A 15,928-nucleotide genomic window follows, 5' to 3' on the forward strand; every position below is an offset into this window, starting at 1 on the left:
AATTACTCGCCTTCAAACTCAACCAGTTTTAAGATTTTAATACCCATTTTTTCTATACGCTGCTCACCACCAAGCTCAGGTAATGAAACAACAAACGCTGCATCAGTGGCTGTGCCGCCTAATTTTGCAACTAGCTTTGCTGTGGCTTCAATTGTGCCACCGGTAGCTAATAAATCGTCAACTAATAATACTTTGTCGCCTGGGACAATAGCATCAACATGAAGCTCTAATGTGTCTTCACCGTATTCAAGTAGGTAATCTTGGCGAATCACTTCGCGTGGTAGCTTGCCTGGCTTACGAACAGGAATAAAAGGGATCCCTAACGCGTAAGATAGCGGTGCACCAAAAATAAAGCCGCGAGATTCTGTACCAATAATTTTTGTAAAGCCTTGGTTTTTATATTCGTTTATAAAAGCATCGATTGTTGCTTTAAAGGCTTCTGGATTTGCCATTAGTGTTGTTACATCACGAAACATAATGCCTGGTTTAGGATAGTCGGCAATGGTTGCGATACTGTTTTTAATAATAGCGGGTGTTACTTGAGTCATAAGTTTAATTGCTCAATAGTTTATATTTCAAAGCAGCTGATTATAACCTTAACTGACGTTAAAATGCGAGTTTGCTGTTATTAATACCAAGGTGGTTTGAAAATTATAAGAGTGGAGGAAGAAAAGAAGCTTAAGGCTGATATAAACAACAGCCTTAATAGAGCAAGGAGCTTTAAGTTAGGCTTGTGATCCAGCCTAAAATCGCATTTAAACAGCCAATACCTACAAAAACTGCTAAAAAAGCAATAAAGTAAGTAGCGTTAAACGGATCTTTAAAGTCTTTATCATCTGACATTGGTATAACCTTTTTTTAAGCACGACAAATAAGGCTGCCATGATAGACGAAGTAAAAACATCTATAAAGACCTTAATGTTGATTTTTTGTCACGATAATACCGCGCTCGGACATTGCATTAAGCGTACTTAACGCACCATGCGCAATTTGTTGTTCGCTAAAATTAGGCGCGTGGACTAAAACCTGCTGGCATACACTCTCAAAGTCAATGCCCGCATTGGATTCTATTATTGAAAGTAGCAAGGCGGTCATTGCATTTGTAGCTAAAAACTGTACGTCGTCGTTATCATCTCTGTATACAACAAAGTAATTAGGCTGCTCAGATGGCGTGCTGGGTTTATACTCTGTGCTGATATTTTGCACCGCATATTGGTAGCTTAAATTACGCGCTACACTCGATAAGTAAAGTGCAGAACTGGTTAGTTCAGTGCTTTTTAGGCGTTGCTCGTTGGTATCTTCATTAGCCACGGAAACATCAAGTTCTATCCACTCATAATGTGCCAGCTCCAGCATAAATGCATAATCGTACTCTTGCAGGGTATAGCTGCTAGACAAGTAATTAATAAATTCCCCCGCTATGTCTAAAAAATAAGGCGACTTACAGTCATGCTCGCTAAAAAATGCCCTTACTAATTTTTGCCATTGCTGCTGTGTATATAAAGTTTTAAGCACCGGAAAACCAGATGAGATGAACCCTGCAATATTATTAAAAAATAAGTCACGGTAAATCGCCATGCGTCTATCTTCAATATCGTTAGGCTTTGGGTTATGCTCAGGCTCACGTATGTGCGCCATAAACTCATTTTGGCTGTCAATAAAGCTCATATTTCTTCCTTTATGCTAATTGCTGAGTAGGCGATGCGCATAACTGCTTATTTTGTAAATCGTGAATAATATCAAGCTCTTTTGTAAGTGTATTTATACTTGGAATATTAAAATCACGCTCCAATAAGGTAGGAAACACCCCATGCGCTTGGTACGCTTTATCAAGCAAGTCCCATACGGGGTCAATAACATCAGCGCCGTGGGTATCAACAATTAAATCATCGGCTTCATTGTAGTGCCCAGCTACGTGCCCATATGCAATGCGTTTTGAAGGTAGCCCTAGTAAAAACGCTTCGGCGTTGTAACCATGATTAATTGAATTTACATAAATATTATTTACATCAAGAAGTAGTTTACAATCGGCTTGCTCTAAAATCGTGTTTGTAAATTCAAGCTCAGATAACTGCTGGCCAGGCGCCGCATAATAAGAGACATTTTCGATGGCTATTTGGCGCTCTAAAATATCTTGCACTTGTTTGATGCGAGGTACAACGTGTGCAATGGCATCTTCAGTAAAAGGGATTGGCATTAAATCGTACATATGCCCTTTGCCAGAGCAGTAACTTAGGTGCTCACTGAATAGTTTAATGTTGTGCTGATCAAAAAACGTTTTTAGCGATTTAACAAATTCAATATCAAGAGGTTCAGGCGAGCCGATAGAAAGCGATAAACCATGGCAAACAAAATTATTGGCGTCAGTTAAGGTTTTAAATTGTTTTTTAAAGCGCCCTCCCAGCTTAAGCCAGTTTTCAGGCGCTACTTCCATAAAATCAATTTGCTTTGGTGTATGCGCTAGTAATTCATCAAGCATCTCTCGACGAAGACCTAAGCCCACCATCCCAAATGCTGAGTTTTGTGTTTCTCTCATCATTATCTCCTAAAACAAAAAGGGCCTTTTGGCCCTTTTAGCATAACGTATATCTGAGTAAATCAGGTACTTAAATCAGCCTGTTATTGGCCGCCACATTTGCCTTCGCCGCATTTACCTTCTTTTTTACCTTTTGCGTCGCCGCCACATTTACCTTCGCCGCACTTACCTTCTTTTTTGCCTTTTGCGTCGCCACCACATTTGCCTTCGCCGCATTTACCTTCTTTTTTGCCTTTAGCGTCGCCACCACATTTGCCTTCGCCGCACTTACCTTCTTTTTTACCTTTTGCGTCACCGCCACATTTGCCTTCGCCGCACTTACCTTCTTTTTTACCTTTTGCGTCGCCGCCACATTTGCCTTCACCGCACTTACCTTCTGCCGCATCAAGCTGGTATCCGGTTACTAGCTGTTGAAATTCAAATGGGTTTGCTTGTGCATCTGCAGAGGCAAAACTTGCAGAGCCAACAACTACTGCACCTAAGGTTAACGCGATTGAGTTTTTCTTTACTGTATTCATTGTATGACTCTCTTATATAAGTGTGTATTAAGATAACGCAAACTAATTATTGTCAATTATGCGTTGCTTGTATAATTAAATAGACCCGCTATCAAATAAAAACTTTCATTTATTTTCATTTTTTTTACTTTTAAATTTATACAAACAAATATGGGCAGTAATTTAAGTTTTATCAAACCATACTTTGCAGGTACACTACGCACCCGTTTTTTCAATAAAAATACTCTATGAAACTTGTTTTAGCGCCTATGGAAGGTGTTGTTGATTTTAAAATGCGCCAACTTCTTACCAATATTGGTGGCTTTGACCTATGCGTAACAGAATTTGTTAGAGTAATTGATAAATGTTTACCGGCTAAAGTGTTTCATCGCTATTGCCCTGAGCTCAATAATAACGGTTTAACCAAAGCCGGTACTCCTGTGCGCGTACAGTTATTAGGGCAAGTGGCCGACGTATTAGCAGAAAATGCGGTTAGAGCTATCGAATTAGGCTCTCACGGTATAGATCTTAATTTTGGCTGCCCTGCAAAAACGGTAAATAAAAGCCGCGGGGGTGCTGTTCTGCTAAAAGACCCTGACCATATGTATGACATAATCAAAGCGGTAAGGGATGCAGTAGATAGTAAACATCAAGTAAGTGCTAAAATACGCTTGGGCTTTGATGATGATAGCAATAGCCAAGAAATTGTAGATGCCGTTGTAAGCGCAGGTGCAGATAGTATTGCAATACATGCCCGTACTAAGCGTGACGGTTATAACCCACCTGCTTATTGGGAAAAAATCCCCCCGCTAATAAAAGGTAAAAACATAGCCGTGGTTGCCAACGGTGAAATTTGGCAAGTGGAAGATGCCCTACTTTGCCAAACTCGAAGCCAGTGTAGCGATTTAATGCTAGGGCGCGGTGCGCTTTCTCACCCTGATTTAGCGAAAAAAATTAAAGCTCATGTTAATAATGAACAATATAATGGCCTAGAGTGGGAACATATAATTTATCATTTGATTCACTCTGCTATTCATCAAGACCCCACACAAGATGAAAAATATTTTGCCTCTCGTACTAAACAATGGCTGGGTTATCTAAAACGCCAATACCCACAAGCTAATGCACTATTTGATGAAATAAGACGTCTTAAAGTAAAAGGTGATGTAGCACAGGTTTTAAAAAAATACGCTAAGTCTCCGCAACTTGATTCAAATCATAGCGTATAAGCAGCGCAGCTCAGATAATACCGGTATAACGAAACGCTAAATGAAGGTTATACCAATATGCTTTATCAGCAACAACTGCACAGTGAAATAGCACACGTTAAATCAGTAATATTAGCGATGCTGAGCCAATCAGCACACCCTGCCCATCTTAAGCTACGTGACGTTATATTAACTAGCCAGCATAACGAATGGCTTGACACTGCCACCTACCACTTAGGTCCTGAATATCAAACTTTAGTTAATAGGCTGACAGAATTAGAAGCGGCAATAAGCCAAATTGATATTGGTCAATACGGCTATTGCTGCGATTGTGAAGAAGCAATTTCTGAGCGGTTACTTAAAAAAGACCCTGCAACACAGCGTTGTGAAATGTGCGCTAAGCGCACATAAGCGTTTAAAGTGTTAATAGTTGCTCGGCAAAACTAAAAGCCTGGCCTGGGTAAAGCACACTATCTTCAACTAAATACTGCGCATCGCGCTGTGAAATAGCTAATCGTTTTACTAAGTTCACTTTTGCCTGAGATAAAGTCCATGCATGGTAGTGTATACCTACATCAGTTTCCATTAGCGCAAGCATTAGCCTTTTATCTTCTGGGCTCAGCTGGCTGTTTTTAGCCATAGCTGGCAACAGCATGTAATCAGTTTGCCAATCAATCCCTTTTACTTTTGGCGCCTTGCTTAAATATTGGCTAATAAACGAAGTACTATGATGCTCGTTATAGCTCAAATTAGGTGCAGTGTGCGAGTTCATTTGAAGATGATGATTGATAGTATCAACCCATTGCAAAGGCGACTTAACTGCCCCACTGAAGTAATTTAGTTTACTTTGATACCATTCACTGCCATTAGCAAGACCACGTAAGCCAATGCTTCCCCTTGGTTTGTACTGGGCCAAGTAATCATTAAACTCTGCAATCTGGGCTTTTAAATCGTTTACGCTAGATTGTTTTAATTGTGACCTTTGTAAGTAACCCTGCAGGAGGTTTAATTCAACCTTGTTTAATCTCAAATTGCTTTGCAGCGCACTATCTAATTGATCTTGAGTGAACTTAAGCCACTCAATTACCTCGTTAGCCTTAGTACTTTGAATTTGCGCTGATAATAAGTTCTCTAACACATTCACCTGTGCAGGCCAGCTGAAAAAGCGCTCAGGAAAACGCTCAGCAATAATTAAGTAATTTAGCTGCTGTGTTTGCGCGTTTGAAAGAGTCATTGTTTGTAGGCGCTGATACATCTGATGACGAAGCGATAAATACGCTGAGGAAAAAGGCAGTACTTGTTCATTGGATACACTTGCAGTGCCCGCAGGCTTTAGCGCCGTGTTTAAACTTTTAATACTCTGCTGCGCAGCATCATAAGATTCAAAAGGCAGTGGTTGTTTTGAACAAGCAACCAAAAACAGACTAAATAGGACAGACAAAAGATGCGTTTTATTCATTATAAATTCCAATAAAAAAAGCCCCATAGGGGCTTTTTATATAATTGCTAAAACAAATTAAAGTTAAATTTTAACACCGTTGCGAGCGGCTTTATCTTTAATAAATGTAGACCAACCTTTAGCAAACTTACGTGTGCGTGGGTCGTCCATTGCTTTAGTAATAGCAGCATAAGCTTGCTTGTATTTAGCTTGGTAGTAGTACGCTTCAGCTAAATCTGAATAAATGGTGCCTTTTTTGTCAGAGCCAAGCTCTAACGCTTTGTTCAAACGAACAACAGCAGCACTAAAGTTCTCAGATTGTAAAAGTAACGATCCTGCTTTGCGGTAAAGCTCTGCATCGTCGTCAAATTTAGCAGCTTCTTCGTAGTACTTAGCAGCTTTTTCGATGTCTTTAGAACGGTGGTAGTTACTAGCAATTGCGTTAACATTTTGCTTAGTACGCTTAACTTTATCTTCTTTAATCGCATTTTCAAGGGTTTTAGCCGCTTTAAATGGAATTTCGTTTAAAGAGTAAAAGTTAGAAAGTACTTTGTAATCTACTTCCGCTTCAAAATAGCCATTTTTGAATGCTACTTCCATGGTCGCTAGACCTTTAGAGTAGTCTTCGGTTTGTAGGTAGTATTTACCTAAACTAACCCAGGCTTTTTTGTCATCTGGCCAAACACGTACAATCTCTTCACCAATTTTCACCATGTTGGCGTAATCTTTAAGTTCAAAGTAAGAACCTAATTTTAATTGGTAAGGGGCCTTGTTAGGCTCCTTTTGTAAAGAGATTGCCTTGTCGGCAGGTTTAAAAACATCACGAAACTGACCTAACTGATAGTTAGCTTGCGCGATACGAGTATACACTTTAGGGTCTTCTTCGCCGGTGAAGTCCATCCAAGCTGTATAAGCTTTTTTGGCTTCTTGGAACTTTTCAGTACCTGCGTATAAATCACCTAATAGCTTTAAAGTTTGCTCGTGATCTGCGAAGTTTAAAATATCAGGGGCAACAGCTTGTCTAGAGTATTTAATCGCTTCATCGTACTTCTCTTTTTGCGCGTACATGCTACCTAAGTAACGATTTACAGTCGCTTTATCGAAGTCGTTAGATGCGTCAATCTCTTTTAACAAGGCAATTGCTTCATCAATTTTGTCTTCATTGTACAAGTCAAACGCTTTAATTACCTTTTTACCAGTACGCTCGCCCATGATTTTAGTCTTGGCTTTTTTACGCTCTTCAATTTTAGCGTAATCCGGCGCTGCTAATACAGGTGCAGTTATAGCTGCACCTGACACAGACATAAGAATTGCAAGAGCAGTTACTTTAGATAAATTTCTCATTACTCGCCTCCTTAGCCTTGGTTAAGTTTAAAGTCTAGTTGAACTTGTAAACCAACTTGTTTCTGTGGTTTACCGTCAATAATTTTAGGACGGTATTTCCACTTGCGTAATGCACGTTTAGCTTCACGGTCAAAGATACGTTTTGGTTCTGCGTCAATAACTTCAACGTCAGTCACGCCACCTAACTCATCAATTGTGAACGAAAGTTGTACCCAACCTTCTTTACCATCACGCGCTGCTTGCGTTGGATATTTTGGTTCAATACGAACGATAGGTGTCGCATCACCATCTCGTCCAAATGCACCTGGACCACTTAGTCCACCAGCCGAACTTCCTACATCAATGCTACCCATGTTAAATGACATAGCACCAGGATTAGGATTGTTATTCTCCGGCTGTGGCGGCTGCGGTTTAGGCGGCTGCTTTGGCGGTGGCGGAGGCGGAGGCGGAACACGCTTCCTCTCCTGCACCTTAGATTCAGGCGGATTCGTCATTATTTCGACTATGATCTGCTCTTTTTGTTCAGTATTACGGTCAGCCCCACCAGAGATGAGGTAAGCCATGAAGTAGAACAAGCCGAAAGTAACTGCCCCACCTGCAATCAGTGAAAACAGAAAACGAATCATTACTGATCTCCAGCTATTGAAATTCTCAGGTTGTCACCTGTCGCTTTGATCTGGTCCATAACTTTAACCACTACGCCGTGCTTTGCTTCTTTATCAGCTTGCAAAATCACAACATCAGTAGGTTGTTCTGCTAATAAACTTTCGATTTTTGCTGAAACACGTTCAACATCAACTTGCTGTTTATCAATCCAGATAGCACCATCACTGCGAATAGCAACAAAAATGTTAGCATTTTTTTGCTTCGTAGCTTGGGCCGCTTTAGGTTTATTGACCTCGATACCAGCCTCTTTAACGAACGATGTAGTTACGATAAAGAAAATAAGCATGATAAATACGATGTCAAGCATTGGCGTCATATCTACCGCTGCTTCTTCTTCTTCACGAAAACGTTGTTTACGTGCCATATTTAATTCTCTCTCTAGTGATGAGGCATGCTATCTACAAGTTTGGCTTTCACCATTCTCGCTCTTGCCTCAAGGCGTGAGCTAAAGAAAACTCCAGATAGTGCCGCAACCATTCCAGCCATTGTTGGGATTGTTGCCATTGAAATACCTGATGCCATTAAACGTGCATTACCAGTACCTTGGGTTGCCATGGTTTCGAAAACCGCGATCATACCCGTTACAGTTCCAAGTAAGCCTATTAAAGGACAAACAGCTACTAATGTTTTAATCAACAACATACGCTGATCTAATTTTTCAGACGCTTCAGAAATCCATGCTTCACGGATTCTGTGTGCGTACCAAGACGTAGTGTCTTGGCGGGCATCCCACTTTGCTACAATATCCTTCGTTAAACGAGGAAATTCAGCAAGTAGGAACCAATAGCGCTCAATCATTAAAACCCACATAAGAAAGAGTGCTATCGCGACCACGTATAATACCTGGCCGCCTGTGCCAACAAAATCCCTGATAGATTCCCATATCTCCATCAGGACTAGCATTAGGCTTTCTCCTTCTCCGCGTGAGTAGCAACGATACCTGCGCTTTGCTCATCAAGGATATGTAATACTGACTTACTACGACCTGCAACAATTGAATGAAGTAGGATAAGTGGTAGTGCAGCAATTAGACCTAGCGCTGTAGTTACAAGAGCTAGAGAGATGTTACCAGCCATGATCTTCGGATCGCCCGTACCGAACAATGTGATTGTTTGGAACGTTAAGATCATACCGATTACTGTACCTAGTAGACCAAGTAACGGTGCGATTGCAGCAAGAATCTTGATGATGTTAATACCAGCTTCAACACGTGGCGTTTCACGTAAGATAGCTTCATCAAGTTTAAGCTCAAGGTTTTCAACGTCTTGGCTCTTGTTGTCATGGTACACTTTAAGAATACGACCCAGTGGGTTGTTTGTATTCGGTGTAGACAAGTTTTTAAGCTGAGACTTGATCTTAGAAGTAGTAAGCGCTAAGTCAACGAAACGTACTAAGAAGATTAGTAGACCAACAGCTAATAAAACTGTGATGATGTAACCAACTTCAGCACCTTGCTCGTAGTATTCCATAAGCGTTTTCTTCTGCGTGTTGATACGTAAGATTGCACCACGAGTCGGGTCAATGTATACGCCAGCGTAATTGTCAGAAGAAGTACCTTCAAGAGCAGAGATACCATCTAAAATGTAGCTATCAGGTTGTTTACCTAAAGGCTGAATAGATTTTGTCTCTGGCGAGTAGATTAAGTAACCTTCGTCAGTAACTAAGTTAAAGTTACCAATACGTGTTACTTGCTTAACTGTAGAGTTGCCGTCAAGACCTGACACTTCAGTTTCAAAAGTAGAAACTTTTGCTGACTCAGTCATTTCTGTTTGAAGTGCAATCCAAAGTTCTTCAAGTTCACGAACTGTTGGAAGCTCTTTAGCAGCTGCTAATGAACGAAGTACTTCTGCACGGCCTGGCTTTTCAGCACTTACTAGTGAAGCTTCGATAGAACCGATAGCGTCTTGCGCTGCACGACGTACAACACCAAACATTTCACCAAGAGTACCTTGTGCGTTTTGAAGCGCTTGCTCTTTTTCAGCTAATGTATTTTCGTTTTGTGCATATTGCTTAGCTAAGCTGTCACCGCGTGCTTTTTCAGACGCTAATTGGCTTTTTGCTTTGTTAAGTAATGCTTGCTTGTCAGCACGTTCTGATAAGAACTCTTGCTCACGTTGCTTATTGATTTTACCTTCAGAGATACGTTCTTGCTTTACTTGCTCAAGAATTTTATCTAAAGCATCAGTATTTGCATGTGCATTAAGCGCGGTACCTGCAGAAACAGATAGTACTGCTGCAACAGCAAAACCTTTAAATAGTTTCTTCATTATTCGATTACTCCGCGCCAAAGATTGGTAGTTTAACAAGTTCTAGTGTCGCTTGCTTACGCGCCATACGAATCACTTCTTTAACTGGTTTTAGGTATTCTTCACCTAATTCTTTCCACTCTTTAGTGTTGTTGTCCCACACCCAAGCGTGTTTTAAGTCAAAAGATTGTGCTACGTAAGTGATACGACCTAAACGACCGATATCAACGTTAATGTTTTTACCATCAACTTCTAAAGTACCTTGAGAAGCAGTTACAGCCGAGCTGTAAGCAGTTTCAACTGTGTATGCTTCAAGAACTTGGCGGAATTTCTCAGACGTCGTTACAGACGCAGAAGCCATGATTTCACGAAGTCTTTCTACACGAGCTAGACGAGAATCAAGATTGAACGGAACGTCCGCTTTGATGAATTGCTCAAGCGTATCGATCATGCGATACATCAAAGGCACAACGTTTTGTTTAGTGTTGTCGATAGTAGCGATTTGACGGTCAAACGATTCGATTGACGCATTTTGGTCAGCGACCAAACGTGCTACGTGATCGTTGTACACTTTCATAAGTTCAGTCTCATCAACAATACTACGGTACTCAGCGATTAGCTCTTGAGTTTGACCGTATACGTTGTCAATTTTAGTTTGAGACTTAACAGCAGCCTTTTGAATTTGCTGACCTGCTTTTTGCACGTCATTCAAAGGATCTGCAATCACATTGCTGCTTGCAAATGCAAAAGCGCCAACCAACGCAGATGCTACAAGACTCTTTCTGATTTTAACAGACATAGTTCCCAACCAATTAAGTAATGTTACTTTTATAATTTAATTATCAACCTTATTAAGGATGACAACCCTGATATCTTTTAATAGATATCAACCCTCCAATAATGCTAAATGCAATACGCCCTGTCAACTTGATGTTAGCTATTCTAAGTAAATAAATACCTTGAAAAAGCTAAAACTAAAGTATTACAAAAAATACTGTTAACATAAATGCAACCAGCATTAAGGCGTTTTAGCATTATATAGCCCCTTTAAAATTAAACACTAGTTAAAAATTAGACACTTACATGAAACAAAAATGCAACATCTAAACAAAACTGAATTGCACCTTAAAAAAAAACAAAAATAATAAAAATGTGACAAATTGATGAACTAGATTTGGTTAAATTAGGCTAAAAGCACATCTTAACTTGAAAATCCCGCGCTTCATCGTATAAAAATACAACAATTCGAAAGTGGTTTTGAAATGATGTATAAATATTACTGCATTTAAGTTAATGGCTTTAACTTTGCTAAGCCCAAGTTAAGCCTTATTAAAGCCATAAAACACTCAGTTAATTACACGGTTTTTTAATACACACTATGCGTGTGGTAAATATATTGCTTAAGCTTAGTGAAAGTATATAGATTGTGAGCTGTTAATGTATTAAAGCGGCGTTGCTTTTTAACGGGGATATTAACTAGCAAGATGGGAAATATGTTAAGCGTGTTTGAAGCTATAGCAAGAAATTAAATTTAAACGTTTGACTGTATTAAGGAGTGTAGAAAAAATATTAGGGAGCGTAAAACAATATTAGGGAATGTATAAACAACGGGGAAGATTTTGAGGAATTATGGTGAAACAGAAAACTGCTTCACCAAGATGAACTAAGGTTCACATAATTAAAATTATGCTACTTCTACGTTCTCAGCTTCAGGGCCTTTTTGACCTTGTTTGATGCTGAAAGTCACTGCTTGACCTTCGCTAAGAGTGCGAAAACCAGAACCAGTGATTGCGCTGAAATGTACAAACACGTCAGGACCATTTTCTTGTTCAATGAAACCAAAGCCTTTAGCTTCGTTGAAAAATTTTACTTTACCAGTAACCGACATACTAAATTTTCCTGTAAGTCAATAATTAAAATTCAGCCATATTATTATGGCTATATCCTCCCTGAGTCAGTGCCCAAAATTCTGGAGGTATAGTACAGGAACAAGTTTTAACCTAACCGGTAACCTTAAACGCAGCACAATATCCGTAAATTCAATACGCAAAAACTCAAAGCAAGTTAAGGTTAACACATTAATTTTTTTTTGGCTCTATTAATTAAGATTTATTTACTCAGAACAAAAATAAATAAAGCATTATGTGTAAGTGGTTATTTTTAAAGCTAAAATTGAACAAAAAACGGCAGCTTTGTTGCTCGTAATTGTAACAAAACATGTATAACAGCTTAGCTTTATAAATAAAGCCCCTCGTAAAGAGCGTTAAAACTCGCGTAAAGATTGAATTTCAAGCAAATAAAAAGCCGTACAGCAAGCTATACGGCTTTAATACAATGCTAATTTAAAGCAGTTTACTTAACCTGCCAGTCAATCGTAGCTTCTGCTTTAATAGGCACAACTTGTGAGTCACCAAGCGTGTAACTTGCGGGGACTTGCCAAGGGCTTTTCTCTAGGATAATTGTATCGGTGTTACGGGCAAGTCCGTAAAAGTCAGGCCCAAAATGGCTTGCAAAGCCTTCTAGTTTATCCAGTGCGCCCGCCTCTTCAAAGGCTTCGGCGTAAAGTTCAATCGCAGCATGTGCTGTATAGGCGCCGGCACAACCGCATGCAGCTTCCTTTTTATCTTTATAATGTGGTGCTGAGTCAGTCCCTAAAAAGAACTTTTTATTTCCGCTTATAGCTGCCGCCATTAACGCTTGTTGGTGAATATTGCGCTTTAAAATAGGTAAACAGTAATAATGCGGACGTATGCCACCAGCTAACATGTGATTACGATTGTACAATAAGTGATGCGCGGTAATAGTTGCCGCCACATTTTGCGGCGCAGCTGTTACAAAATCAACGGCGTCTTTTGTCGTAATGTGTTCTAGCACTATTTTCAGATTTGGAAAATCCGCTACAACATCGCCTAAAATCGTCTCTAAAAATACTTTTTCACGGTCAAAAATATCTATTGATGAATCAGTCACTTCACCATGCACTAATAACAGCATACCCACGTCTTGCATCGCTTCTAGAACAGGGTAAATATTCTTTACTGATGTAACCCCAGAGTCTGAGTTAGTGGTTGCTCCAGCTGGGTAAAGCTTGGCAGCAACAATTTTACCCGTTGCTTTGGCTTTTTTAATTTCTTCAGGTGTGGTTTTATCTGTTAGGTAAAGCACCATTAAGGGTTCAAAGTTGCCCTGCGGCCCCGCTGCCATAATTCGCTCTCGATAAGCTAGCGCTAAATCAGTGCTCGTTGCTGGCGGTACAAGGTTTGGCATTATGATGGCGCGGCCCATGTAGCGGCTAATATCGCGTACTGTATCTTTAAGTTGCTCACCATCACGTAAATGGACATGCCAATCATCAGGACGAGTTATGGTTAATGTGTTTTTTGAATCGGTATTAATGCTCATTACTTTTTTCCACGGCTGAATTTATCCGATCATAGGCATATGGAAAGACCTAGTAAAGTGTTATCTAAACTATTGCCCTCTATGAGTGCTGCAAAATACTATTGAGTTTAAGTTTAACGACGATTACACCCGTTTAAGCGTTTTATTTTGAACATGCTTTAAATTTGGGTTAACTTATCGGTGCTAATACAAATAAAAAGAATAAAATTACCCTATGTCGAATCATATCGATACCTATAAAGCGCTCGAAGTTAAAACTGAACAGCTGAGCATAATAAATCAGTTTTCCTCAAGCTTATTACAACTCGATACCCTAGAAGAGTTATTTGAGTATGTAACCACTCAAGTAGTAAACCGCCTAGGGTTTGTTGATTGTGTTATTTACCTGGCTGATGAAACACGTTTACAGCTAAATCAAGTCGCTTCTATGGGCATAACCCACGCCAGAGACGAATACCAAGCAGAGCGTAAAATTATTGGCTTTAACGAAGGTATAACCGGTTATGTCGCCCGCACAGGCACAGCTATTATTATTGGCGATGTAACGCAAGACCCTCGCTACATTGCTGATGAGCGCCCTGCTCAATCAGAGTTATGTGTGCCACTTATATACAAGGATCATGTTTTAGGGGTTATTGATTGTGAACATCCAATAAAAAACTACTTCACAAACGCGCATTTAGAAATATTAACCACGGTTGCGCACTTATTAAGTGCTAAGCTAAACCAAGTAAACACGGTCAATAGCTTGAAGCACACAGTAAAACAGTTAAATGATGCGCAAAAGCTTGAAAACAGCTTACTGCAAATAGCTAACTTAACCTATAAAGCCAGTAACCTAGATACCTTTTTTGAATCTCTTCACAGCATAATAAATAGCTTACTTCCTGCAGATAACTTTTTTATTGCCCTTTACGATAAGCAAGTAGACATACTCGATTTGGTTTACATCGTTGAAGAAGGCATTCAAACGCACGCCCACAAAAAAATATCAAAAGAGCAATTAAAAGATACAGCTTCGTATTACTTACTAAAATCAGACCGTGTACTGCTATTAAATCAAAACGATTATCAGCAACATATAAATAACGGCGACTTTAAACTTGTTGGCCGTCTTTCTGAATCCTGGCTAGGTGTGCCTTTTAAAGCAAATGATAGAATAAGCGGTGTAATTGTTGTTCAAAGTTACGATAAAAAGCTGCATTATAGTGAACACGACAGCGCCCTTTTAACCTACGTAAGTAGGCAAATTAGTATGGCCATAGATAGGCAGCTTGCAAGGCAAGAGCTTGAACACAAAGCATTGCATGATGAGCTAACAGGCCTCGCTAATCGCTCGTTACTTATTGAGCGTATTAAACATGCAATTTTGCGTTTATCGCGTGTTAAAAAAGGCACGAGCCATGCCTTGCTTTATTTAGATTTTGATCGATTTAAAAGTATCAATGATTCGCTTGGCCATGAGGTTGGCGATCACTTTTTAATTAAAATTTGTGAGCTAATAAAAGGCACCGTCAGAAACACCGATACGTTTGCACGCCTTGGTGGCGACGAATTTGCTATTTTTATGGAAAACATCACGCACAGAAACCAGGTTAGCGAAGCGCTAAAACGAATAAACACAGCCCTTGCTAAGCCACTTAATGTGGATAGTCATTTATTGCAAGCATCAACCAGCATTGGCATCGCCTTTAGTGAAAGCAGCGACGATAAAGCCTATTTGCTATTACAGCAAGCCGATGCAGCCATGTACGAAGCTAAATCAAGCGGGCGTGGCCAAGTTAAGTTTTTTAATAACACCATGCGTAAAAAGCTCAAAACACATGCCGATATAGAAAACGACTTACAACACGGCATTGAACACAACGAATTTGAGCTTTATTTCCAACCTATTTTTACTATAGCGACAAGCGAAGTTGTCGGCTTTGAGGCATTAGTGAGATGGCACCATCCTAAAAAAGGGTTTGTGCCACCAAATGAGTTTATTCCGATAGCCGAAACCACCGGGCAAATTATTAACCTCGATTTGCACTTGCTTGACCTTGCTGCACAACATATTGCGCACTGGCATACATTGGGGCATCGCTTTTTAAAAGTAACGGTCAATGTGTCATCGCGTCATTTTGCCAGCCTCGACTTTGTTGCCCAAGTTCACGCATTATATAATAAATACCAACTGCCTTTAGGGTCGTTGTGTTTAGAAATCACTGAATCAGGGCTTATTGCTAACCTTGATTTAGCAACTCAAATAATAGAAGGGCTTGCCCCACTTAAAGTGAAGTTATGCTTGGATGACTTTGGTACTGGATACTCAGCACTTGGTTACTTACACCAATTACCTATTCATATTTTAAAAATAGATAAAAGCTTTATCGATCACCTCAACAAAACCAATAACCCGTTAGTAGAGGCCATTCTCTCATTAGCGCAATCACTAAACTTTGAAGTTGTGGCTGAGGGAATCGAAACCCAAGAGCAACTAAATATTTTACAAGCCACTCAATGTAATTACGGGCAAGGCTTTTTAAAGTCAAAACCAGTTACAGCACAACACGCCATTAAGCTTATCCACAAACCGCTGTAGTAGCTGG

At 39.8% G+C, this 15,928-nt stretch carries 17 protein-coding genes; 3 read left to right on the top strand and 14 right to left on the bottom strand.

Going from position 1 to position 15,928, the window contains the following annotated elements; genetic code table 11:
• Positions 1 to 2 precede the first annotated feature (2 nt).
• The 5 genes from apt to EJ103_RS10135 form a co-directional block, all read right to left on the bottom strand.
• Positions 3 to 548: an adenine phosphoribosyltransferase gene (gene apt / locus EJ103_RS10120; protein ID WP_004588124.1), complete on the bottom strand. Its 546-nt coding sequence runs from the start codon at positions 546 to 548 to the stop codon at positions 3 to 5.
• 172 nt (positions 549 to 720) lie between these two features.
• Positions 721 to 843, bottom strand: coding sequence for a hypothetical protein (locus tag EJ103_RS20330; RefSeq protein ID WP_004588125.1), 123 nt, complete (start codon positions 841 to 843; stop codon positions 721 to 723).
• 72 nt (positions 844 to 915) lie between these two features.
• The gene (locus EJ103_RS10125; RefSeq protein ID WP_126007511.1) at positions 916 to 1,668 is read right to left on the bottom strand and encodes a putative DNA-binding domain-containing protein; all 753 of its coding nucleotides are present in this window, start codon (positions 1,666 to 1,668) and stop codon (positions 916 to 918) included.
• A gap of 10 nt (positions 1,669 to 1,678) precedes the next feature.
• Positions 1,679 to 2,506, bottom strand: coding sequence for a DUF692 domain-containing protein (locus EJ103_RS10130; RefSeq protein ID WP_095206655.1), 828 nt, complete (start codon positions 2,504 to 2,506; stop codon positions 1,679 to 1,681).
• Between the two features lie 113 nt (positions 2,507 to 2,619).
• Positions 2,620 to 3,054, bottom strand: a complete 435-nt coding sequence (locus EJ103_RS10135; RefSeq protein ID WP_126007513.1) for a hypothetical protein — start codon at positions 3,052 to 3,054, stop codon at positions 2,620 to 2,622.
• 227 nt (positions 3,055 to 3,281) lie between these two features.
• On the opposite strand from EJ103_RS10135, the gene EJ103_RS10140 reads away from it, so the two are divergent.
• Positions 3,282 to 4,262 (top strand): tRNA-dihydrouridine synthase, encoded by a 981-nt coding sequence (locus tag EJ103_RS10140; RefSeq protein ID WP_054983096.1) that lies wholly within the window; start codon positions 3,282 to 3,284, stop codon positions 4,260 to 4,262.
• Positions 4,263 to 4,319: 57 nt separating this feature from the next.
• Positions 4,320 to 4,652 carry a hypothetical protein gene (locus EJ103_RS10145; protein WP_004588130.1) on the top strand — a complete coding sequence of 111 codons (333 nt, stop codon included), beginning with the start codon at positions 4,320 to 4,322 and terminating at the stop codon, positions 4,650 to 4,652.
• A 4-nt stretch (positions 4,653 to 4,656) separates the two neighbouring features.
• Here EJ103_RS10145 and EJ103_RS10150 read toward each other — a convergent pair whose 3' ends face one another.
• The 9 genes from EJ103_RS10150 to pyrC all read right to left on the bottom strand — a co-directional run bounded on the left by EJ103_RS10150 (position 4,657) and on the right by pyrC (position 13,337).
• Positions 4,657 to 5,700 carry a hypothetical protein gene (locus EJ103_RS10150; protein ID WP_126007515.1) on the bottom strand — a complete coding sequence of 348 codons (1,044 nt, stop codon included), beginning with the start codon at positions 5,698 to 5,700 and terminating at the stop codon, positions 4,657 to 4,659.
• 63 nt (positions 5,701 to 5,763) lie between these two features.
• Positions 5,764 to 7,023, bottom strand: coding sequence for a hypothetical protein (locus tag EJ103_RS10155; RefSeq protein WP_004588132.1), 1,260 nt, complete (start codon positions 7,021 to 7,023; stop codon positions 5,764 to 5,766).
• Between the two features lie 11 nt (positions 7,024 to 7,034).
• Positions 7,035 to 7,649 carry an energy transducer TonB gene (locus tag EJ103_RS10160; RefSeq protein ID WP_126007517.1) on the bottom strand — a complete coding sequence of 205 codons (615 nt, stop codon included), beginning with the start codon at positions 7,647 to 7,649 and terminating at the stop codon, positions 7,035 to 7,037.
• The gene (locus tag EJ103_RS10165; RefSeq protein ID WP_004588134.1) at positions 7,649 to 8,053 is read right to left on the bottom strand and encodes a biopolymer transporter ExbD; all 405 of its coding nucleotides are present in this window, start codon (positions 8,051 to 8,053) and stop codon (positions 7,649 to 7,651) included. The genes EJ103_RS10160 and EJ103_RS10165 overlap by 1 nt, the downstream gene beginning before the upstream one ends.
• 14 nt (positions 8,054 to 8,067) lie before the next feature.
• Positions 8,068 to 8,592, bottom strand: coding sequence for a MotA/TolQ/ExbB proton channel family protein (locus EJ103_RS10170; RefSeq protein ID WP_004588135.1), 525 nt, complete (start codon positions 8,590 to 8,592; stop codon positions 8,068 to 8,070).
• Positions 8,592 to 9,956: a MotA/TolQ/ExbB proton channel family protein gene (locus tag EJ103_RS10175; protein WP_004588136.1), complete on the bottom strand. Its 1,365-nt coding sequence runs from the start codon at positions 9,954 to 9,956 to the stop codon at positions 8,592 to 8,594. Before EJ103_RS10175 ends, EJ103_RS10170 begins: the two co-directional genes overlap by 1 nt.
• A gap of 7 nt (positions 9,957 to 9,963) precedes the next feature.
• The gene (locus EJ103_RS10180; protein ID WP_004588137.1) at positions 9,964 to 10,734 is read right to left on the bottom strand and encodes a DUF3450 domain-containing protein; all 771 of its coding nucleotides are present in this window, start codon (positions 10,732 to 10,734) and stop codon (positions 9,964 to 9,966) included.
• Between the two features lie 885 nt (positions 10,735 to 11,619).
• Positions 11,620 to 11,823 (bottom strand): cold-shock protein, encoded by a 204-nt coding sequence (locus tag EJ103_RS10185; RefSeq protein ID WP_004588138.1) that lies wholly within the window; start codon positions 11,821 to 11,823, stop codon positions 11,620 to 11,622.
• Positions 11,824 to 12,287: 464 nt separating this feature from the next.
• Positions 12,288 to 13,337 carry a dihydroorotase gene (pyrC, locus tag EJ103_RS10190; RefSeq protein WP_126007519.1) on the bottom strand — a complete coding sequence of 350 codons (1,050 nt, stop codon included), beginning with the start codon at positions 13,335 to 13,337 and terminating at the stop codon, positions 12,288 to 12,290.
• 214 nt (positions 13,338 to 13,551) lie between these two features.
• Here pyrC and EJ103_RS10195 point away from each other — a divergent pair, with 214 nt between their 5' ends.
• Positions 13,552 to 15,921 carry a GGDEF domain-containing protein gene (locus EJ103_RS10195; protein WP_126007521.1) on the top strand — a complete coding sequence of 790 codons (2,370 nt, stop codon included), beginning with the start codon at positions 13,552 to 13,554 and terminating at the stop codon, positions 15,919 to 15,921.
• The last annotated feature ends 7 nt before the right edge of the window (positions 15,922 to 15,928 follow it).

Origin of the sequence: Pseudoalteromonas sp. Xi13 (genome assembly GCF_003952205.1) — a bacterium.
Lineage (GTDB): Bacteria > Pseudomonadota > Gammaproteobacteria > Enterobacterales > Alteromonadaceae > Pseudoalteromonas > Pseudoalteromonas atlantica.